17 protein-coding genes and 1 pseudogene are annotated in these 19,402 nt (G+C 72.0%); 10 read left to right on the forward strand and 8 right to left on the reverse strand.

Translation table 11 applies throughout. From position 1 onward, the window contains the following. From ACZ6TV_RS22625 to ACZ6TV_RS22635, 3 genes and pseudogenes are all read right to left on the reverse strand, one after another. Window positions 1–3,056: pseudogene (locus ACZ6TV_RS22625) on the reverse strand (AfsR/SARP family transcriptional regulator); the annotation flags it as partial. A 58-nt stretch (window positions 3,057–3,114) separates the two neighbouring features. Continuing rightward, complete coding sequence (locus tag ACZ6TV_RS22630; protein ID WP_465299190.1) at window positions 3,115–4,149, reverse strand: S1 family peptidase; 1,035 nt, start codon at window positions 4,147–4,149, stop codon at window positions 3,115–3,117. A gap of 116 nt (window positions 4,150–4,265) precedes the next feature. Then, on the reverse strand, window positions 4,266–5,054 hold the full coding sequence (locus ACZ6TV_RS22635; RefSeq protein ID WP_465299191.1) for a phosphatase: 789 nt from the start codon (window positions 5,052–5,054) through the stop codon (window positions 4,266–4,268). Between the two features lie 60 nt (window positions 5,055–5,114). Here ACZ6TV_RS22635 and ACZ6TV_RS22640 point away from each other — a divergent pair, with 60 nt between their 5' ends. After that, window positions 5,115–5,756, forward strand: a complete 642-nt coding sequence (locus tag ACZ6TV_RS22640) for a hypothetical protein (RefSeq protein WP_465299192.1) — start codon at window positions 5,115–5,117, stop codon at window positions 5,754–5,756. 150 nt (window positions 5,757–5,906) lie between these two features. Here the strand turns inward: ACZ6TV_RS22640 and ACZ6TV_RS22645 are convergent, their stop codons facing one another. The 3 genes from ACZ6TV_RS22645 to ACZ6TV_RS22655 form a co-directional block, all read right to left on the reverse strand. Beyond that, window positions 5,907–7,196 (reverse strand): LCP family protein, encoded by a 1,290-nt coding sequence (locus ACZ6TV_RS22645; protein WP_465299193.1) that lies wholly within the window; start codon window positions 7,194–7,196, stop codon window positions 5,907–5,909. A gap of 66 nt (window positions 7,197–7,262) precedes the next feature. Continuing rightward, complete coding sequence (locus tag ACZ6TV_RS22650) at window positions 7,263–7,388, reverse strand: hypothetical protein (RefSeq protein WP_465299194.1); 126 nt, start codon at window positions 7,386–7,388, stop codon at window positions 7,263–7,265. Between the two features lie 103 nt (window positions 7,389–7,491). Next, the gene (locus ACZ6TV_RS22655) at window positions 7,492–8,466 is read right to left on the reverse strand and encodes an isopenicillin N synthase family dioxygenase (RefSeq protein WP_465299195.1); all 975 of its coding nucleotides are present in this window, start codon (window positions 8,464–8,466) and stop codon (window positions 7,492–7,494) included. A gap of 62 nt (window positions 8,467–8,528) precedes the next feature. On the opposite strand from ACZ6TV_RS22655, the gene ACZ6TV_RS22660 reads away from it, so the two are divergent. From ACZ6TV_RS22660 to ACZ6TV_RS22670, 3 genes are all read left to right on the forward strand, one after another. Continuing rightward, the gene (locus tag ACZ6TV_RS22660; RefSeq protein WP_354782675.1) at window positions 8,529–8,762 is read left to right on the forward strand and encodes a helix-turn-helix domain-containing protein; all 234 of its coding nucleotides are present in this window, start codon (window positions 8,529–8,531) and stop codon (window positions 8,760–8,762) included. Continuing rightward, the gene (locus ACZ6TV_RS22665) at window positions 8,762–9,310 is read left to right on the forward strand and encodes a Clp protease N-terminal domain-containing protein (RefSeq protein ID WP_465299196.1); all 549 of its coding nucleotides are present in this window, start codon (window positions 8,762–8,764) and stop codon (window positions 9,308–9,310) included. The genes ACZ6TV_RS22660 and ACZ6TV_RS22665 overlap by 1 nt, the downstream gene beginning before the upstream one ends. Window positions 9,311–9,373: 63 nt before the next feature. After that, the gene (locus ACZ6TV_RS22670; RefSeq protein WP_465299197.1) at window positions 9,374–10,426 is read left to right on the forward strand and encodes a winged helix DNA-binding domain-containing protein; all 1,053 of its coding nucleotides are present in this window, start codon (window positions 9,374–9,376) and stop codon (window positions 10,424–10,426) included. Window positions 10,427–10,684: 258 nt separating this feature from the next. Here the strand turns inward: ACZ6TV_RS22670 and ACZ6TV_RS22675 are convergent, their stop codons facing one another. Then, on the reverse strand, window positions 10,685–11,806 hold the full coding sequence (locus ACZ6TV_RS22675; RefSeq protein WP_465299198.1) for an FAD-dependent oxidoreductase: 1,122 nt from the start codon (window positions 11,804–11,806) through the stop codon (window positions 10,685–10,687). Between the two features lie 104 nt (window positions 11,807–11,910). Between ACZ6TV_RS22675 and ACZ6TV_RS22680 the strand changes: the two genes are divergently transcribed. After that, window positions 11,911–12,504, forward strand: coding sequence for a TetR/AcrR family transcriptional regulator (locus ACZ6TV_RS22680; protein ID WP_465299199.1), 594 nt, complete (start codon window positions 11,911–11,913; stop codon window positions 12,502–12,504). Window positions 12,505–12,521: 17 nt separating this feature from the next. Then, on the forward strand, window positions 12,522–13,367 hold the full coding sequence (locus ACZ6TV_RS22685; RefSeq protein WP_465299200.1) for an NAD-dependent epimerase/dehydratase family protein: 846 nt from the start codon (window positions 12,522–12,524) through the stop codon (window positions 13,365–13,367). A 70-nt stretch (window positions 13,368–13,437) separates the two neighbouring features. Here ACZ6TV_RS22685 and ACZ6TV_RS22690 read toward each other — a convergent pair whose 3' ends face one another. Further along, window positions 13,438–14,595 (reverse strand): hypothetical protein, encoded by a 1,158-nt coding sequence (locus tag ACZ6TV_RS22690; RefSeq protein ID WP_465299201.1) that lies wholly within the window; start codon window positions 14,593–14,595, stop codon window positions 13,438–13,440. A gap of 189 nt (window positions 14,596–14,784) precedes the next feature. Between ACZ6TV_RS22690 and ACZ6TV_RS22695 the strand changes: the two genes are divergently transcribed. The 4 genes from ACZ6TV_RS22695 to ACZ6TV_RS22710 all read left to right on the forward strand — a co-directional run bounded on the left by ACZ6TV_RS22695 (window position 14,785) and on the right by ACZ6TV_RS22710 (window position 19,395). Beyond that, window positions 14,785–16,455 carry a GspE/PulE family protein gene (locus ACZ6TV_RS22695; protein ID WP_465299202.1) on the forward strand — a complete coding sequence of 557 codons (1,671 nt, stop codon included), beginning with the start codon at window positions 14,785–14,787 and terminating at the stop codon, window positions 16,453–16,455. Window positions 16,456–16,502: 47 nt separating this feature from the next. Next, window positions 16,503–17,591 (forward strand): type IV pilus twitching motility protein PilT, encoded by a 1,089-nt coding sequence (locus tag ACZ6TV_RS22700; RefSeq protein ID WP_465299284.1) that lies wholly within the window; start codon window positions 16,503–16,505, stop codon window positions 17,589–17,591. A gap of 11 nt (window positions 17,592–17,602) precedes the next feature. Then, complete coding sequence (locus tag ACZ6TV_RS22705; RefSeq protein ID WP_465299203.1) at window positions 17,603–18,835, forward strand: type II secretion system F family protein; 1,233 nt, start codon at window positions 17,603–17,605, stop codon at window positions 18,833–18,835. Between the two features lie 71 nt (window positions 18,836–18,906). Then, window positions 18,907–19,395 carry a prepilin-type N-terminal cleavage/methylation domain-containing protein gene (locus ACZ6TV_RS22710; RefSeq protein ID WP_465299204.1) on the forward strand — a complete coding sequence of 163 codons (489 nt, stop codon included), beginning with the start codon at window positions 18,907–18,909 and terminating at the stop codon, window positions 19,393–19,395. The last annotated feature ends 7 nt before the right edge of the window (window positions 19,396–19,402 follow it).

Here is a 19,402-nt window from a genome sequence, read left to right on the forward strand (position 1 = left end):
TCCCCCCCCACCCCACAGAAGACCCCAACCCCCCCCCCCCCCCCCCCCCCCCCCCCCCCCCCCCCCCCCCCCCCCACGGCGTCGTCGTAGCCCGCCGGGCCGAGCGCGGCGCGCAACGCCGCGGACTGCGCGACGAGGTCCGCGTTGGACAGGTCGTCGCCGCCGGCCAGCCGGCGGGCCACGCCGAGCAGCGAGGCCGCGGCCACCGGCTCGCCGAGCGCGGCGGCGAGCGCCGCCGCGCCGACCGCGATCTGCGCCACGACCGGCATGTCCCGCACCGGCAGCGCGACCCGCAGCGCCACCGCGAGGCGGTCGCCGGCCGACGCCGGGTCGTCGTGCCGCAGGTCCAGCTGCGCCATGGCGACCATGATGATCGCCCGGTACTGCGGCGCGACCAGCGGCGAGCGGGCCTGCCCCCGCCACGCCTCCGCGTAGCAGCGCGACGCCTCCGTGAGGTCGCCGTCGTGGCGGGCCAGGTGGCCGAGCTCCAGCATCGCGTGCGACACGTCGCGGGGCAGCGCCGCCGGGTCCTCGGCGAAGCGGCGCAGCTCGGCGCGGGCGGCCGCGACGCCGTCCGTGTGCCGGCGCACCGAGGCGAGCCGGATCCGCTGGTACGCCTCGCTGGTGTGCACGCCGAGCTGGTGGTGCAGCTCGATCGACTCGTCGAACAGCGCGACGGCGGTGGCGAAGTCGCCGCGGCGGGCCCGCGCGTCGGCGATCGAGGCGAGCGTCATCGACAGCCCCCACCGCTCCCCCACCTCGCGGAACGCGACCGCGGCGGCCTCCTGCGCGGCGAGCGTGCCGGCCAGGTCGCCGTCGTTCTCCCGCAGGTAGCCGAGGATCGCCAGCAGCATCCCCCGCGACCAGGCGTCGAGGGGGCCGGCGAGGCGGCGCTCGATCGCGGGCGCGCCGTGGGCGCTGTCGTCGCGGAACATCATCACGACCGGCTCGACCAGCGCGACGAACGGGTGCGCGCCGGCCGCCGGGACCCGCCGGGCCAGGTCCAGGACCTCGTCGAGCAGGCCGTCGGCGAACTGGAAGTCCCCGGCGAAGCCGCAGTTGATGACGTACACCGCCATGACCACGGTGCGCAGCCCCAGCGGCACGTCGCCGGGGACGGCGAGGATCCGCCCGAGCAGCCCGGCGGCCTCCGCGTGGTTGTCCTCGAACGTCCAGAACCAGGCGCAGGCGGCGCCGAGCCGGAACGCGGTGACGGTGTCGCCGCTGTCGCAGGCGTGCGTGACGGCGGCGTGCAGGTTGGCCCGCTCCGGGCGCAGGCGGGCCAGCCAGTCGATCTGCGCGCCGGTGCGCAGGTGCGGCTCGGCCCGCTCGGCGAGGGCCAGGAAGTGCGCGGTGTGCGCGGACCTGACCCCCTCGGCCCGGCCGGCCCGGATGAGCTCCTCCAGGGCGAACTCGCGGATCGTCTCCAGCATCCGGTACCTGACCGTGTCACCGGCGACCGTCTGCAGCAGCGACCGGTCCACGAGCTGGTCAAGGAGCGGCTGCGCGTCCGGTACACCCGCGACCGCCGCGGCCGCGTCGGCGTCGAACGCGCCGGGGAACACCGCGATCGCGGCGCCGAAGTCGCGCTCCGGCTCCTCGAGCAGGTCCCAGCTCCAGGCGACCACCGCGTGCAGCGTCCGGTGGCGGGGCAGCGCGGTGCGGCTGCCGCCGGTCAGCAGCCGGAAGCGGTCGTCGAGGCGGGCCACGAGCTGCTCGGCGGTGAACGAGCGCAGCCGGGCCGCGGCCAGCTCGATCGCCAGGGGCAGCCCGTCGAGCCGGCGGCAGATCTCGGCCGCGGCGGGGGTCACCACGAAGCCGGGCCGGACCGCCTCGGCCCGGTCCGCCAGCAGCCGCACCGCGGGCTCCGGCGCGAGCGGGCCGACGGGGAAGAGCGTCTCGCCGAGGATGCCGAGCGGCTCCCGGCTGGTCGCCAGGACGCGCAGCTTCGGGCAGCGGCCCAGCAGGTCCTCGCTGAGCGCCGCGGCGGCCGCCACGACGTGCTCGCAGTTGTCGAGCACGAGCAGCGCGTCGGCGGGGGCGAGCAGCTCCGCGATCCGGCCGGTGACGTCGGTGCGGCGGGTCCGCGGCGGCGACTCCAGCTGCCCACCGGCGTCGAGGGCGCGCAGGACGGCGGCCGGCACGTCGGCGGCCTCGGTGACGGGCGCGAGCTCGACCAGCCAGGCGGCGTGCGGGTCGGTGGCGGCCACCGTCGTGGCGAGGCGGGTCTTGCCGGCGCCGCCGGGACCGACGAGGGTGACCAGGCGCCGGTCGAGGATCTGCGTGCCGAGCCGCTCGACGTCGTCGTCGCGGCCGACGAAGCTGGTCAGCGGGGTCCGCAGGTTACCGCCGGGACGGTCGGTGAGGGCCCGCAGGTGCGCCCGGCGCAGCTCCGGCGACGGGTCGACGCCGAGCTCCTCGGCGAGGCGGTGCCGGCACTCCTCGAACGCCGCGAGGGCCTCGGCGCGGCGGCCCTCGGCGTGCAGGGCCTCGATGAGGTGCGCGGCGAGCCGCTCCCGCAGCGGGTAGGCGGCGGTGAGCTCCAGCAGCCGCGCCACCAGGCCGGGTGCGCGCGGCCCGGCGGCCTCGACGTGGTCCTCGATCGCGGCCAGCCGCAGCTCCTGCCAGCGGGCGGCGAGCGCGCCGTCGACGGCCGGCGGGCCGCGCCACAGGTCCAGGGCCTCGGCGAGCAGGGTCGCGGCGCGGGCCCGGTCGCCGTCGCGCAGCGCCCCGCGCCCGGCGGTGGCGAGCCGCTCGAAGCGGTACGCGTCGACGTCGTCGGCCGGGATGTCGAGGCGGTAGCCACCGGCGCCGGACACCAGCGCCGGGTCCCCGTCGAGGGTCTTGCGCAGCCGCGACACCAGGGACTGCACGGCGTTCGCCGGGTCGGTCGGGGGCGCGTCCTGCCACAGCGTGGCGGCGATGCGCTCCACGGAGACGAGGCGGCCGGGCTCGCAGGCGAGCCGGACCAGCAGCGTCCTGAGCCGGGCGCCGCCGACGTCGACCGGCCGCCCGGCGACGTCGACCGTCAACGGCCCGAGAATGCCCACCCGCATGCGCACCACTGTGCCACCCCTCCGCTGTCGCCGAGGGGTGGCACAGATGCGGCTTGATCTAGTAGACGCTGACCCCGTAGACGCTGAGCGCCTCGGTGACCGGCTGGAAGTACGTGACGCCGCCGCTGCTGCAGTTGCCGCTGCCGCCGGAGGTCAGGCCCAGCGCGGTCGAGCCGGCGAAGAGCGAGCCGCCGCTGTCGCCGGGCTCGGCGCAGACGGTGGTGCGGATCAGGCCGGAGACCTGGCCCTGCGAGTACGTGACGGTCGCGCCGGTCTGGGTGACCGAGCCGCTGCGCACGCCGGTGGTGGAGCCGCTGCGGCGGACCGACTGGCCGACGGTCGCGTTGGCCGCGCCGGTGATGTCCTGGAACGTGCCGTTGTACAGCGACACGTTGCCGGGGTGCGCGACACCGGCGGCGTAACGCACGATGCCGTAGTCGTTACCGGGGAAGCTCGTGCCGGTCCGGGTGCCGAGCACCGAGCCGCTGCTGGTCGTCCAGGTGGAGCCGATGTTCGTGCAGTGCCCCGCGGTCAGGAAGTAGTACGTGCTGCCGCTGACCACGTTGAAACCGAGCGAGCACCGCGAGCCACCGGCGTAGATCGCCTGGCCGCCGGAGATCGTCGGCTGCAGCGCACCGGGGAGCCGCTCGATCGTCGCGCCGCTGCCGAACGCCGCGACGGTCGCCTCGATCGTCTTGACGAGCTCGGGCGTGACGGTCGGGTCGATCGAGACGACGACCTGGTTGAGGACCGGGTCGACGGCCCAGGCGGTGCCCGGGATGGAGACCTTGGTGGTGAGCGTCGAGGTGATGCGGGCCAGCTCGGCGCCGCTGTGCTTGACCTTACGGGCCACGGCACCGGTCGACTCGACGCTCTTGGCGGTGTTCGCGTCGGTGACGGTGACGACCATCTTGCCGAGCTGGGCGTCCCAGTAGGACCCCGCCGAGTTGAGTCCGAGCCGCTCGACGAGCGCGTCGGTGCTGCCGATCGGCGCGGCCTGGGCCGGCGACGGCGTGAGGAACGAACCTGCAACGAGAGCGGTGCCGGCGGCGATGACCACGGCGCGACGGAGTGTGGACCTTGTGAGCCTCACGTGAGCCTCCCCTATATCGGAGCCGATAAATATCGGCCGCGACCGATGCTGTCATCGGACGGGGAGGCTCACAAGGCTAGAGGTCCAAATTGCCCCATAGCACCCGTGTCATATCACTAAGCGGCTATCCCTTCGAGAAGGTATGCGCTGATCGGCCCGTACAGGTGCGGCTGGACGTTGTCGTCGATCGGCACCGTCACCGAGACCCGCCCCTCCGCCTCACCGACGAAGAGCGCCGGGTCGTTGCTGTCGGCGAACGACACCACGTCCAGACCCGCGGCGGCCGCGGCGCCGGCGAACCCGTGGTCGGCGAAGACCAGGTCAGGCATCGGCGCCCCGGCGGACTCGAGCTCGTCGAGCATCGCCCGCATCCCGTCCGGCGAGTGCGTGTGCCACATCGCGATGCCCCGCTCGGCGCCCATCGCGACCCCACCCAGGTAGCGCACGGCGAGCGGGAACTCACGCCCGTCGTAGCGGCCCGGCCTGGCGAACGGCACCCCGGCCGCCGGGGTCAGGATCTCGCACCCGGCCGCGCGCAGGGCGGCGACGACCGCGAAGTGGACCTCGACGACGCCCGCCGGGTGGCCGGACGCCACCAGCACCCGCTCCTTGCGACGCGCCGCGACCCGCAGCCGATCGCGCATCCGGTCCAGGGCCGCCACGGTCTTGTACGGGTCGATGACGTCCGTCCCCGCCGACCGCTCCGGGTCGGGGTCGATGCCGACCCGCTCCGCCATCACACCCAGCACCTGAGCGAGGGTCCAGGTCTTCAGCGGTGCCAGGCCGAACAGGTATCCCTCGTCACCGGCGGCGAACGCCGCGGCGTTGCCGTGGTTGGAGGCCCGGGTGGTCTCGACATCGCCGGCGAGGAGTGCTTCCCGAAGATAACTCACAAGCTCAGGCATGTGACCCATGGTATGCAAGCACCTCTGCGGCGCCGAGGAAAGCGGCTTAAGGTCACAGACATGGCCGACGTGTATCTCGAAGTGACGGACAAGAAGGTGTTCGCGGCGAGCCTGGACTGGCCGGGCTGGGGACGCTTCGCGAAGACCGAGGACGACGCCCTGCAGGCCCTGGCGGAGTACGGCGAGCGGTACGCGCCGATCGCCGGGGCCGCCGGCTACAGCTTCCCGGCCTCACCCACGCTCAAGGTCGTCGAGCGGGTGCCGGGCACCTCCGCCACCCAGTTCGGCGTCCCCGACGCGCACCCCGAGGTGGACGACCGGGCCGTGACGAAGGCCGTCGCCGACCGGCAGAAGAAGCTCCTCGTGGCCGCGTGGGAGGCGTTCGCCGCGTTCGCCGCGACCGCGCCGGCGTCGCTGCGCAAGGGACCCCGCGGCGGCGGCCGGGACCGCGACAAGATGATCGACCACGTCTACGGCGCCGAGGCCGGCTACGGCCGCAAGATCGGCTTCAAGCTGCCGCAGCCGGCGATCGACGACACCGCGGCGATCGCCGCCGTCCACGACGAGGTCCTGGCCATCCTCGGCCGGCCGCACGACGGCGGACCCCTGGTCGACAACGGCTGGACGTCCCGCTACGCCGCCCGCCGCTACGCCTGGCACGTCCTGGACCATCTGTGGGAGATGCAGGACAGAGCGGAATGAGCGGCCTGCTCCGGTCCGTCGTGGCCGGCCTCCGTTGCTCCCGTCAGCGGCCGGTCAGGCCCCGGGGGCCTGACCTCTCCCACCGCCGGTAGTGACCCAGCCGCGACCGTCCCGGCCGCGAACACCCGCGCCGCCGGCGACGGACCTGGATCAGCTGGAGACGAGGTCCGTGTGCTCCGCCATGAACGACTCGACGGCGCCGGCGCGGACCGAGTCCAGCAGGGCCAGGGTCGTGGGGTCGAGGGCCTCGGCGCCCGGGTTCTCCGACGACGAGTAGAACGTGCCGTTGTTGGTCTTGACGGTCAGCAGGTTGTCGCCGGTGATGCCCTTCATCGCGAAGATCCAGTCGTCGAGACCGATCCCGCCGGAGTCGATCGTCATCGACTGGCCGATGACGTCGAGGACCTTCCTGAGCTTGGCCGGGTCGGTCAGCACGTCCCGGCTCAGGATCTGCTTGAACAGGGCCTTGATGAACTGCTGCTGGTGGCGCTGCCGGTCGTAGTCGCTGTTGGGCAGCGTCTCGCGCTGGCGGACGTAGTCCAGCGCCTGCCACGGCTCCAGGTGCTGGTAGCCGACGTGGTAGGTCTGCGGGGTGACACCGGAGATCGGGATGAGGTCGGTGCCGCCGCGGCCGTTGTCGCGCTGGATGTAGGGGACCTTGGTGTTGCCCTTGGCGTCGTGGCCGATGTGGACGCTCCTGACCTCCTGGTCGACGTACATGTCGACGCCGCCGAGGACATTGACCACGTTCTGGAAGCCGGTGAAGTCGATGATCGCCGCGGCGTCGAACGTGATGCCCCAGTTCTCCTTGATCGTGTCGGCCAGCAGCGTCACGCCGAACTTGCGCTGCTCCTTGCCCGTGGTGCCGAGGCCGCCCACCGCGAACGCCCCGTTGATCTTGTCGTGCCCGCCCGCGTAGGACCGCTTGCCGTTGCTGAACCTGGGGATCTCCACCCAGGTGTCGCGCGGGATCGAGATCAGGTACGCCGAGTCGTGACCCTCCGGGATGTGCAGGATGATGATCGAGTCGGAGCGGATCGCCTCGGACTCGTCCTGGCCGGGGCGCGGGTCGATGCCCATGAGCAGGATGTTCTTCGCGCCGCTGATCGTGACGTGCCGGCCCTGCTGCTCGGCCGCCGGGACGATCAGGTCCTCCTGCTTGACGTTGCGCGTCGCATAGCCGATCACCGCGTCCTTCGCCACGAACGCACCCCCGGCGACCATCATCATGACCGCGCCCGCCACCACCAGCGAGCGCGCCCATCGGGGGTCCCTGCGGCTACGGCGCAGGGAGGACTTCGAGGACTTCGAGGGCGACGACGAAGGCCGGCCCGACGATGCGCCGGCCGGCCGGTCGTCGAGGCCCAGGTCCTCGGCGAGATGCTCGTGGCGTCGGAACACGTTCCGCAGCTCCTGTTCGAGCGAGGCGTCGGAGGTCATACCCCCAAGACGGTACGAAGGGTCCCGGTGATTGCACTCGGCGCTGCCGCTGATTCACCTGGGAGCTCAGCCGCCGACGACGAGAACGCCGGCGACGCTGAGCAGGACGATGACGGCGAGGAAGACGAGCATGCCCTGCTCGCTGTCGAGGTTGGTGAGCTTGCGGGTCGTGGACGGCGTCTGGGTGCTCATCGGGGGCCTCCTGGTGCGGTGTGGTGACTCAAACGGTAGGTACACCGCGACCCGGTTTGCTCCCGTCATCGTGCCAGCACCCTGAACAGCACCTTTGCAGGGTCTAACCGATGCGGGGTGCCTCCTGGTGACGGGTGTCCGCGAAGAGCTCTGGGAACACCTTGCCCACCTTCGCGACCAGATATTCCCCGTACGTCCCGGTGAAGGCCCGCAGGTCCTGCCCGTCCCAGCGCCGGGCGCCCTCGTGGTGCGTGGCCGGCAGCGGCGGGACCGGCCGGCTGAAGTCGGGGTCGAAGAAGAACGGGAACGACAGCCGTTCGTTGCCGCTGACGTTGCGGACCCGGTGGGGCGTGGACCGGTACCAGCCGCCGGTCATCCGGTCGAGCATGTCGCCGATGTTGCACACGAAGGTGCCGGGGACCGGCGGCGCGTCGAGCCAGCCGCCGGGCGTACGCACCTGCAGTCCGCCGTTGCCGTCCTGCAGCAGCAGGGTCAGCAGGCCGTAGTCGGTGTGCTCGCCGACGCCCCACTCGTCGCTGCCCGGCGCCGACGGCGGGTAGTGGAAGATCCGGAACAGCACGGTCGGGTCCGCCGTGTACGACTCCGCGAAGTACCCCGCGGGCAGCCCGAGGCTCAGGGCGACCCCGCGCAGGACGGTCTGCGCCACCGCGGTCATCCGCGACAGGTACTCCAGGACCACCGGACGCAGGTCGGGCACCTCGGCCGGGAAGAGGTTGGCGCCGTGCAGCGGCAGCCCGGCGCGCACGGCCGGGGCGTCGGGGCCCAGCTCGGTGCCGAAGTAGAGCCCCTCCTTGCGGTCCGGGACGCCTGAGGTCAGCTCGGCACCGACGGGGAAGAACCCGCGCCACGCCCGGCCGCCGCGGGCCATCGCGATCCGCGTCTTGACCGGCTCCGGGAGGTCGAAGAAGGTCCGGGCCGCGGCGTCGAGCCGGTCGGTGAGCGCGGCCGGGACGCCGTGCCCGGCGACGTAGAAGAAGCCGCTCTCGCGGCAGGCCGCCTCGATCCCCGGGGCGGCGGCTTCGGGGTCGGAGATGTCGATGACCGGCAGCGCGTCCATGCTCGGAGGGTAGTTGTCAACTTGGGTTGACATCTTGCGAAGGCGTCAACTACGGTTGACACATGACGGAAGCAGGCGATCTCGCGGACGCCGCGGCCAGCCCGGATCCCAGGATCGGACTACGGGCGGCGGTGGCCCTGCGCCGCCTCGCCGACGCGCTCGAGGTCCTCCAGGTCGACAACGCCCGCCGGCACGGCTGGTCGTGGCAGGAGATCGCGGACGCCCTCGACGTGACGCGCCAGGCGGTGCACAAGAAGCACGCCGGCAGGACCCCTTCAGAGACGGGAGAGCAGTGATGTTCGAGCGGTTCACCCAGCGCGCCCGCACCGCGGTGCAGAGCGCCCACGAGGAGGCCAACGCCCTCGGCCACCGCACGGTCGGCACCGAGCACCTGGTGCTCGCCATGTTCACCACCGGCGGGATCGCCGCCGACGTGCTGCACGCCTGCGCGGTCGAGCGCGAAGGCCTCGTCGCCGCCGTCACCGGCACCGACGACGCGGCCGCGCTGCGCTCCATCGGCATCGACCTCGACGCGGTGCGCTCCAGCGTCGAGCAGACGTTCGGCCCCGGCGCGCTGGACCGCGCGGAGCCCCCGAGACGCGGCGGCTTCCTCTTCCGGCGCACCAAGCTGCCCAACCGCTTCGGCAACGACGCCAAGAAGGCCCTGGAGCTGTCGCTGCGGATCGCCCTGTCGATGAAGCACAACTACATCGGCACCGAGCACCTCATCCTCGGCGTCCTGCGCGAGGAGCGCGGCAACGGCGGCCGGCTCCTGCGTGAGCAGGGCATGAGCTACGACCGCACCATGGAGCTGGTCAAGGCCGCGCTGCGCGACGTCGCCTGATCCCTGTCGCACCGCTGCGCTCGGCTGCGGATTCTTGTCGTACCGCTGTGCTTGAGTGTGCGCATGGAGCGGACACTGACGTGGCGGGACCTCAATCGCGCGCTGCTGGCCCGGCAGTCCCTCGACGCCCGGGTCCGGGCCGACCCCGCCACCGTCCTGGAGCGGATGGCCGGCATCCAGGCGCAGTATGCCCCTTCCATGTACATCGGTTTGTGGACCCGGATCGAGGGCTTCGAGCGCGAGTCGCTGACCAGGCTCCTCGAGGCCCGCGAGGTGATCCAGGCGACCACCCTGCGCGCCACCATCCACCTCGTCTCCCGGGCCGACTACTGGCCGACGCTCATCGCGATCCGCGACGCCCGCCGCGACTGGTATCACCGCGTCATCCGCAACAACGTCGGCCCCGCCGAGCTCACCGAGGCCGCCGCGAGCCTGCGCGAGCTGCTGCGGGAGCGGCCGGTCAAGCGGGCCGAGATCGACCAGCTCTATGGTGCGGAGGTCCGCGGCGGCGTCGGCATGTATCTCGACATGGTCCGCGTGCCCCCGTCCGGCACGTGGGCCCGCCGCCGCGCCGACCTGTTCGGCCTGGCGGAGGACTGGGTCGGCCCGCCCGAGGTCACCGTCGACGCCGGCCGGGAGCTGCTGGTGCGGCGCTATCTCGGCGGGTTCGGCCCGGCGCACCGCTCCGAGATCGCCGACTGGGCGGGGCTCACCGTCACCGACATCGCCAAGGTCCTCGCCGGCATGGAGCTGCGCCGCTTCCGCGACGAGCGCGGCAGGGAGCTCGTCGACCTGCCCGGCCAGCCACTGCCCGACCCGGAGACCCCCGCACCCGTGCGGTTCCTGCCCACCTACGACGCGACGCTCCTGGCCCACGCCCGCCGCACCCTCGTCCTCCCCGAGGAGCACCGCACGAAGGTGTTCCACGTCCGGATGCCCCAGTCGATCGGCACGTTCCTCGTCGACGGCCAGGTCGCCGGCACCTGGACGGTGAGCAAGGCGGGCGTGGTGTCGTGGGAGCCGTTCGCGAAGCTGCCCGCGTCCGTCCGCCGCCAGGTCGACACCGAAGCCACCGCACTCACGGAGTTCCACTCGGCCTCCCACACGAAGTCATAGCCGCACACCGCCACACCGCGCGAACTCCGCCCCTGGCCCCCACCAAACCGTCGCCGAAGCCACAGCGGTCACGGTGTCCTGCCCGGCGTCCCACGCGACGTCCTGGCCGCACACCGTGCCCACCGCGCGAACCCCCGCCCCACCCACCGACCAAACCGACTCCGACGCCGCGGCACCCACGGCATCCCGCCAGGCATCCCACGCGAGGTCACAGCCGCACACCCACACACCGCGGCGTTCCGTGGAGCCCGGCCGCTCTCAGGTCGATGCCGGGGCGGGGGTGGGGTTCCAGTCGACGTCGTAGTCGTACATCCACGCGGCGCCCTTTTCGGCGAACCGCTGGAAGAAGAAGGGCATCGTCACGTCGCGGAGGCGGGCGGCCAGGGGGCCGGCGACCTTCGCGTCCCGGTTCGCGCCGGCCACCTTGAGCATCCTGTCGGTCCGGGGGCGGCGCAGCGCCGCATAGCCGGTGAGTGCCGCGGGCACGGAAGCCGCGTCCCGCAGGCAGCGGGCGAGGACGACCGCGTCCTCGACGGCGAGGTTCGCGCCCTGGCCGGCGCCCATCGGGTGGGCCGCGTCGCCGAGCAGGACCATCCCGTCGCGGTGCCAGCGGGGCACGCCGCCCGGCAGCGCCTGCATCACGGTGCGGGGGTGCCACTGGTGGGTGTGCCTGACCAGTGCGGCGGAGGGGCCCCGGTCGCCGGCGAACAGTGCCGCGAGCGCCTCCGGGTCGACGGGGGCCGCGGGTGGCCGGTCCGCCGGGACCTGCGCCGCCCACAGGGTGCCGGCCGCGGTCGGTGCCGAGACCATGGTGGCCCGGGCGCCGAACATGATGCCGAACGCGTCCGGCTCGACGGGCTGGGCCGACAGGCCGCCGACGGTCCACAGCCCGGCGAACCGGGCGGCGGGTGCGGCGGGGTCGATGACGGCCCGCAGCCGGGAGTGGATGCCATCGGCGCCGACGATCAGGTCGGCGGTCGCGGTGCTGCCGTCGGCGAACACGGCCGTCCGCGCGTCCGCGTCCGTCAGCCGCCGGCCGGTGACGATCCGCGCGCCGGCGGCCAGGGCCAGGTCGCGCAGCGTCTCGACGAGGTGGCCGCGCATGAGCGTGACCCGGCCGCGGGCCGCCTCGCCGAGCAGTTTGCCCCGCCCGCTGCGCAGCCGCAGCAGCGGCAGCGTGGTCCCGCGGGCGGCGACCGCGTCCCGGCAGCCGATCGCGTCCAGGGCGCGCAGCCCGTTGTCGCCCAGGCTGACGAACGAGCCGACGTCGCCGGCCGGGTCCGTGTACGCCTCGTGGACCGTGACGTCCCACCCGATCCGGCGCAGGGCGATCGCGGTGACCGGTCCGGCGACCCCACCCCCGATGACCATGGCTTCCATGCCGTACCCCTTAACTGAATCTATATTCGGTGAATTACAATTCAGTTTTACGGGCTGCTACGGTCGGGCGTCAAGTGCCGCGGTGTGACGGGATTGTGATCGCGATGGGAACGCGCAAGGAGAAGGCGGCCCAGACGTCCGCGGCGCTCAAGGACGCGGCCCGCGGGCTCTTCGCCACCCGCGGCTACCTCAACACGAAGATCAGCGACATCACGGCCGAGGCGGGACGTGCGGTCGGGTCGTTCTACGACCACTTCGCCAGCAAGGAGGAGCTGCTCCAGGCGCTCCTGGCGGACATGCACGACACCGCCGGCGGGGCGTTGCCGGACCACGACCCCGACCACGACCTGTCCGACGAGGCGCAGCTGCGGGTCCATGTCGCCGCCGCCTGGCACACGTTCAAGACCCACCTGCCGGTGATGGTCGCGCTCTTCCAGTCCTCGATGCTGGAGGCCCCGTTCAGCGGCCTGGCCCGCACCCGGCTCGCCGAGGACACCGGCATGCTCCGGCAGCACCTGGAGCTTCTGGAGGCCCGCGGGCACCCGCTGCCGGGGCGGCCCGCGGTCGTCGCCGACGCGATGGGCGCGATGCTGGCCATGTTCGCCTACGCGCACCTCACCGCGCCCGAGCCGCGGCTGCCCGACGACGAGGCGATCGACACCCTGACCGCGCTCCTGCTGCGCGGCCTGCGGGGCTGACGCTGTAGAACTGTGGGATGGCACGGATCGTCGTCACCGGAGCACACGGCAAGACCGGACGGGCGGTCGTCGCCGACCTGCTCGCCCACGGCCACCACGTCGTCGCCACCGACGCCGTCGGCAAGGCCGGCCACCTCAGCGAGCTCGGCACGCCGATGATGGTCGCCGACCTCACCGACTACGGGCAGGCCGCCGAGGTCGTGCAGGACGCCGACGCCGTCGTGCACCTGGCCAACATCCCGGCGCCGGGCATGTATCCGCCGGCGGTCACGTTCAACCGCAACTCGGCGATGAACTTCAACGTGTTCCACGCCGCGCAGAACGCCGGCGTCGGCCGGGTCGTGTGGTCCTCCAGCGAGACGACGCTCGGCCTGCCCTTCGACACTCCCCCGCGCTACGCGCCGGTCGACGAGGAGCACTACCCCCACCCGACGACGACCTATGCGCTGTCGAAGGTCGTCGGCGAGACCCTCGCCCGGGAGATCTCCGCGTGGAGCGGCATCCCGTTCGTCGGGCTGCGCCTGTCCAACGTGCACACCCCCGAGGACTACGCCGCGGTCCCGGGCTACTGGGGCGACCCGCACCTGCGCAAGTGGAACCTGTGGGGGTACGTCGACGTGCGTGACGTCGCCGCCGCGTGCCGGCTCGCCCTCGACGCGCCGGTCGAGGGCGCCGCCTCGTACGTGATCGCCGCCGCCGACACGATCATGGACCGGCCGTCGGCGGACCTGATGCGCGAGGTGTTCCCGGACGTGCCGCTGACCCGCGAGCTCGGCGAGTTCGAGACGCTGCTCGGCATCGACCGGGCCCGCGAGGTCCTCGGCTACGACCCCCGGCACTCCTGGCGGACCGAGCTCACCTGAGCGGCGCGGTCCCGGACGACGCGGACCGAGCTCACCGGAGCGGCACGGTCCCGGACGACGCGGACCGGGCTCACCGGAGCAGCGCCGTCAGGTCCGGCAGCGCGGTCCCGGACGTGGCCAGGTCGTGCAGGTTGCACTCGGCCCCCGACTCCGACACCAGGACGCCGGGCGTGGCCGGGTGGACCCGGCGCCAGCCGCGGGAGGTGAGCGCCGCCTCCATCACCACCATCACCGACGGGGTGGCGTCGAGGTCCTCGGGCTCGGTCGGGGGTTCGGGCTGGGCCGGCCAGTTCGCCGCGACCAGCTCGTCGAGGCGGGTCAGCAGCACCTCGACGACCTCCGCCGGGCCGCTCGGCTCGCGGCCGAGCAGGGTGGCGACCTGGTCGTGCACGGCGCGGGCCTGCCGGACCACCCAGCCGGGCCAGGCCGTGGCGGGCACCGCGGCGAACGTCGTCCACTCCGCGGGTGAGCGGCGCAGGACGTGCCGGGCCAGGGCCCGCTCGTCGGCGGCCTGGAGGGGGTCGACCGGCACCAGGTCCGCTGACCGCAGCGCGAGGTGCGCGGCGGTCAGCGGGGCGATCGCGCCGGCGAGGTTCGGATGGCGGTTCATCAGCGTCGTACGGGTGTCGTCGTCGACGGACGCGATGACCGCCCCGGCCCGGACCGCGGCCCGCCAGCCGTCGTGGACGTCCTGGATCGCGGCGGAGGCGTGCTGCCAGACCTGCTCCTCCAGGTCGAAGGCCAGGTCGGCGAACTCGAACTCGGCCAGGTCGGCCTTGACCACCGCGCGGGCGGCGGTGTGCAGCCCGGACGCGCTGCTGGCGGCCTGGTCGGCCTTGCGCTCCAGGGCGGTGGCGAAGTCGCGGGTGGCGCGCAGCACGGCCGCCGCCCGCGGGGGCAGCTCGACGCGGGACGGGTCGGCCGCCTCCTCGTAGAGGTCGCGCAGGCGGGCGACGAGATGCGCCCGGCGGTGGTCGACGACCGCGAGCTCGTGCGCGACCAGGGCCCGGATCTCGTCGATGCTCAGGCAGTACAGCAGCGGCAGCCCGACGAACAGGACCCGCCGGCGGCGGCTGGCCCAGGCGCGGACCACGCCGTGACCGGTGAGCCGGACGGCGTCCGGGGCGGCCACCCCGACCCTCGCCGCGACCTCGGTGACCAGGGCGAGCAGCTGCCCGGTGGCGGCGACTCCCTCCGGTGGGGGTTCTGGGGGACGTCCGTAGCGCATCAGGACCCATCTGGCGCGCCACACACTGATCTTGCCGGGCAACGGATCTTCGACGACGGCAACCGACACAGCGAAGCATCCTCACGACGGCGGCGCGGCACGTCAACGAGCGCCATCCATCCGGTGGGGGTGATTCCCGAAAGTCACCCGGATCGGTGCCGATGATGCGGTTGAGGACTCGGGGGTGAGATGTACCAGACGTTCAGTCCGCTGCTGGACGCGCTGAAGGAACGCGGGGCGGATCCGCAGGCGGTCGACCGGGCGGCGGAAGAGGCCGAGCGCACCGGGCGGTCCATCCGCGCCGTGCTGATCAACGATCACATCGTCACCGAGGATCAGCTCACCGAGGCGTCCGCCGACGCGTACGGGATCCAGACGCTGGACCTGGTCGGTTACCCGATCGACCCGGCGGCGATCACGAAGATCCCGATGGCGCTCGTCCTGAAGCACCGGGTGCTCGGCATCGCCCTCAACGAGCACGAGATCACCGTCGGCATCACCGACCCGGGTGACGTCCTGGCGCTGGATGACGTGCGCGCCGCGACCGGTCTCACGGTGCGGCCGGTCGTGGTGGCCCGCTCCGAGCTGCGCAAGATCATCGACCGGTTGAAGCGTGAGGAGAACGACCTCGGTGAGGTCGCCGAGAGCCTGCGGGCGGAGGCGGCGCCGACCACCTCGGCGCTGACGACGCTCAACGAGGACGCGCCGATCGTCCGGTATGTCAACTCGCTCATCGAGCAGGCGATCGTGAACCGCGCCTCCGACCTGCACCTGGAGCCGGGCGAGCACAGCATGCGGGTGCGGTACCGCATCGACGGCGTCCTGCACGAGGTCGACACCGTGCCCAGGCACGTCCAGTCGGCGCTCATCTCCCGGCTGAAGATCATGTCGAACGTCGACATCACCGAGCGGCGCGTGCCGCAGAACGGCCGCATCACGGTGGAGATCAACCAGCGGGCGGTCGACCTGCGCACCGCGACGCTGCCGACGGTGTGGGGCGAGAAGATCGTGCTGCGGGTCCTGGACACCAGCGGGATGGACCTGAAGCTGGCCAAGCTCGGCTTCAGCAAGGCCAACGCGGAACGCTTCGCCGCGTCCTACAACAAGCCGCACGGCATGCTGCTGGTGACCGGCCCGACCGGCTCGGGCAAGTCCACGACGCTGTACGCGACCCTGGCGGAGATCAGCAAGCCGACGGTCAACATCATCACCGTCGAGGACCCGGTCGAGTACCGGCTGCCCGGCGTCAACCAGGTGCAGGTCGACCATAAGGCGGGCCTGACGTTCGCGGCGGTGCTGCCGGCGATCCTGCGCTCCGACCCCGACGTGGTGCTCATCGGCGAGATCCGGGACCGCACGACCGCGCAGCTGGCGGTCGAGGCGGCGCTCACCGGCCACCTGGTGCTGTCGACCCTGCACACCAACGACGCGCCGAGCGCGGTCACCCGGCTCGTGGAGATGGGCATCGAGCCGTTCCTGGTCGGCTCGTCGGTCGACTGCGTGCTCGCGCAGCGGCTCGCCCGCCGGCTGTGCGACTGGTGCCGCACCGAGTACGAGCCGAGCGAGGCGGAACTGGTCGGGGCGCGCTGGCCGTACGACATCCTCGGCACCCCGAAGCACCTGTGGCGCCCGGTCGGGTGCCGCTCGTGCGCCAACACCGGCTACCGGGGCCGGATCGCGCTGCACGAGGTCATGCCGGTCTCCGCCGAGATCGAGAAGCTGGCCATCGACCGGGCCTCCGCGCACGAGATCCAGGCCGTCGCCCGCACCGAGGGCCTCATCGACCTGCGCCTGGACGGCCTGGCGAAGGCCGCCGAGGGGCAGACCTCGATCCCCGAGGTCGTCCGGGTCGCCGTGTAATCCCTCAGGACGCCGGGAAGGCTGCCGATGGGCCGCGTGTGGAGACCATGATGGTGACCAGCGACGAGCGCGCCTCGCTCGACGCGATGCTGGTGTCGCTCGTCCGCGTCGGCGGCTCCGACCTGCACCTGACCGTCGGGGCGCCGCCGACGGTGCGGATCAACGGCGGGTTGCGCTATCTGCCGGGGTACGACGACCTCACGCCCGCCGACACGGAGATGCTGGTCCGCGCCGCGGTGCTCAACGAGGGCCAGTGGAAGCACTTCGAGCAGATCCAGGAGCTCGACTTCGCCTACGCGATCGAGGGCGTGTCGCGCTTCCGGGTCAACCTGTACGCCCAGCGCGGCTCCTTCGGCGCGGCGTTCCGGGCGATCCCGCACAACATCAAGCCCCTCGACCAGCTCGGCGTGCCGGAGCAGGTGGCCCGCTTCGCCCACCTGCACCGCGGTCTGGTCCTCGTCACCGGGCCGACCGGGTCGGGCAAGACGACGACCCTGGCGGCGATCCTGGACCTGGCGAACCGGACCCGGTCCTCGCACATCGTGACGATCGAGGACCCGATCGAGTTCCTGCACGAGCACAAGCGCTGCCTGGTGAACCAGCGCGAGGTCGGCGCCGACACCACGTCGTTCTCGATGGCGCTCAAGCACGCGCTGCGCCAGGACCCCGACATCATCCTCGTCGGTGAGCTGCGCGACCTGGAGACGACGTCGACGGCGCTGACCGCCGCCGAGACCGGCCACCTGGTCCTGGCGACCCTGCACACGCAGAGCGCCGCGCAGACCGTCGACCGGGTCATCGACATCTTCCCGCCGCACCAGCAGCAGCAGGTCCGGGCGCAGATGTCCAACGCGCTGCAGGGTGTCGTCACGCAGGCCCTGGCGCCGCGCGCCGACGGGCAGGGCCGCGCGATCGTCACGGAGATCATGTTCGCCACGCCGGCGATCCGGAACCTGATCCGTGAGGGCAAGAACCACCAGATCTCGTCGTTCATGCAGTCCAGCGGCAACGAGGGGATGCTCTCGTTCGACCAGCACCTGGCCGAGCGGGTCCGCCAGCAGCTGGTCACCTACGAGACGGCGCTGGAGATGTGTCACTCGGCGGAGGAGTTCCGCCGACTCGCCGGCCGGATGTGATGTGAGAGCACATGACTGCCACCAAGACGTACGAGTACCAGTCGATCGACCATGACGGCAAACGCGGCAAAGGCAAGATCGAGGCCTCCAACGAGCTCGCCGCCGCCCAGCTGCTGCGCCAGCAGGGCCTGACGCCGCTCGCCATCACCAGCGCCGACTCGCTCATGAAGCGGGACATCAGCATCCCCGGCTTCGGCGACCGGACCACGCTCAAGGACCTGTCGGTGTTCTCCCGGCAGTTCGCGACGATGACCCAGTCCGGCATGTCGCTGCTGCGTTCCCTGGCGGTACTGGAGGAGCAGGCGCAGAAGGCGTCGCTGAAGAAGGCGGTCGGTGACGTCCGGCTCGACATCGAGAGCGGCATGTCGCTGTCCGGGGCGCTCGGCAAGCACCCGAAGGTGTTCCCCGCGCTGATGGTGGCGATGATCCGGGCCGGCGAGACCGGCGGTTTCCTCGACAGCGCCCTGGACCGCATCGCGACGAACTTCGAGAAGGACGCGCAGCTGCGCGGGAAGATCAAGAGCGCGCTCACCTACCCGGTGATCGTGCTCGTCTTCACCGTCGTGATGATCAGCGCGGTCCTCATCTTCATCGTGCCGATCTTCGAGAAGATGTTCAAACAGCTCGGCGGCGAACTCCCGTTACCGACGCAGATCATCGTCACCGCCAGCCATACCCTGTACTGGCTGGGACCGCTCGTCGTCATCGTCGGCGTCACGATCACGGTCACGCTGCGCAAGGCGGCCGCCGCGAATCCCGCGGTGCGCCTGCGGATCGACAAGGTGAAGCTGAAACTGCCGGTCTTCGGGCCGCTGTTCACGAAGATCGCGCTGAGCCGCTTCTCGCGCAACCTCGGCACCCTGCTCGGCGTCGGCGTGCCCGTGCTCCAGGCGCTCGACGTCGTCGGCGCCACCACCGGCAACGCCGTCATCAGCACCGCCATGACCGACCTGCAGAACGCCGTGCGCGAGGGCCGTCCCATGTCCTCACAGCTCGGCTCGCACAAGATCTTCCCATCGATGGTCGTGCAAATGGTCGAGGTCGGAGAAGAGAGCGGCCAAATCAGTCAGATGCTCGAAAAGGTTGCCGATTTCTACGACCGAGAGGTTGATAGCGCGGCCGACGCACTCACCGCGTCCATCGAACCGATCATGGTGCTCGTCATGGGTGGCGTGGTCGGCGGAATGATCATCTGCCTCTATCTGCCGATGTTCTCGATCTACCAGAACATCCAGAGCAACTGAACATGACCGGCGTCAGGCAGCGGAGCCTCGCCGCCAACCACCACACCCGTGCAGGAGCAGGAGGCTCAACCATGTCCGAAACGCTGCGCAGGATGCAGAAGAAGCGTGCCGCCGGAGAGGGCGGATTCACGCTCGTCGAACTCCTCGTCGTTGTCGTGATCATCGGCGTGCTTGTCGCGATCGCCGTCCCCATGTACCTGAACTACCGTAAGGGCGCGGCGAACAAGTCCGCCGAGTCCGACGTCCGTGCCGCCGTCAGCGCGGTCGAGCAGTACTACACCGAGAACGGCAACAAGTACCCGGACGACATCACCACCGCTGGGACCGCGGGCGCCAGCGTCGTGTTCAAGATCGGCGCGCAGACCGAGGGGACGCAGACCGCGACCCTGTCGCCCGGCAACACCCTCGTCTACAAGCAGCTCACCACCGGCACGTACCGGATCTGCGGTACGAATGAGGACGGCAAGGTGGTCTACAAGTACGAGAGCGCCGTCGGTGGCTCGGTCAAGAAGGCCGACCAGAAGAACCTCCCCGACTGCCTCGGTGCCGCTGCGCCCTGATCCGTTC

This window comes from Dactylosporangium sp. NPDC051087, assembly GCF_055586325.1.

What these genes read in the sequence shown, in the direction of transcription:
- ACZ6TV_RS22635 (WP_465299191.1), bottom strand. Translation starts at nt 5,054, where the DNA reads ATGCCTGAGCTTGTGAGTTATCTTCGGGAAGCACTCCTCGCCGGCGAT.
- ACZ6TV_RS22640 (WP_465299192.1), top strand. Translation starts at nt 5,115, where the DNA reads ATGGCCGACGTGTATCTCGAAGTGACGGACAAGAAGGTGTTCGCGGCG.
- ACZ6TV_RS22710 (WP_465299204.1), top strand. Translation starts at nt 18,907, where the DNA reads ATGTCCGAAACGCTGCGCAGGATGCAGAAGAAGCGTGCCGCCGGAGAG.
- ACZ6TV_RS22700 (WP_465299284.1), top strand. Translation starts at nt 16,503, where the DNA reads ATGATGGTGACCAGCGACGAGCGCGCCTCGCTCGACGCGATGCTGGTG.
- ACZ6TV_RS22680 (WP_465299199.1), top strand. Translation starts at nt 11,911, where the DNA reads ATGGGAACGCGCAAGGAGAAGGCGGCCCAGACGTCCGCGGCGCTCAAG.
- ACZ6TV_RS22675 (WP_465299198.1), bottom strand. Translation starts at nt 11,806, where the DNA reads ATGGAAGCCATGGTCATCGGGGGTGGGGTCGCCGGACCGGTCACCGCG.
- ACZ6TV_RS22650 (WP_465299194.1), bottom strand. Translation starts at nt 7,388, where the DNA reads ATGAGCACCCAGACGCCGTCCACGACCCGCAAGCTCACCAACCTCGAC.
- ACZ6TV_RS22670 (WP_465299197.1), top strand. Translation starts at nt 9,374, where the DNA reads ATGGAGCGGACACTGACGTGGCGGGACCTCAATCGCGCGCTGCTGGCC.
- ACZ6TV_RS22690 (WP_465299201.1), bottom strand. Translation starts at nt 14,595, where the DNA reads ATGCGCTACGGACGTCCCCCAGAACCCCCACCGGAGGGAGTCGCCGCC.
- ACZ6TV_RS22665 (WP_465299196.1), top strand. Translation starts at nt 8,762, where the DNA reads ATGTTCGAGCGGTTCACCCAGCGCGCCCGCACCGCGGTGCAGAGCGCC.
- ACZ6TV_RS22695 (WP_465299202.1), top strand. Translation starts at nt 14,785, where the DNA reads ATGTACCAGACGTTCAGTCCGCTGCTGGACGCGCTGAAGGAACGCGGG.
- ACZ6TV_RS22705 (WP_465299203.1), top strand. Translation starts at nt 17,603, where the DNA reads ATGACTGCCACCAAGACGTACGAGTACCAGTCGATCGACCATGACGGC.
- ACZ6TV_RS22685 (WP_465299200.1), top strand. Translation starts at nt 12,522, where the DNA reads ATGGCACGGATCGTCGTCACCGGAGCACACGGCAAGACCGGACGGGCG.
- ACZ6TV_RS22655 (WP_465299195.1), bottom strand. Translation starts at nt 8,466, where the DNA reads ATGGACGCGCTGCCGGTCATCGACATCTCCGACCCCGAAGCCGCCGCC.
- ACZ6TV_RS22660 (WP_354782675.1), top strand. Translation starts at nt 8,529, where the DNA reads ATGACGGAAGCAGGCGATCTCGCGGACGCCGCGGCCAGCCCGGATCCC.
- ACZ6TV_RS22645 (WP_465299193.1), bottom strand. Translation starts at nt 7,196, where the DNA reads ATGACCTCCGACGCCTCGCTCGAACAGGAGCTGCGGAACGTGTTCCGA.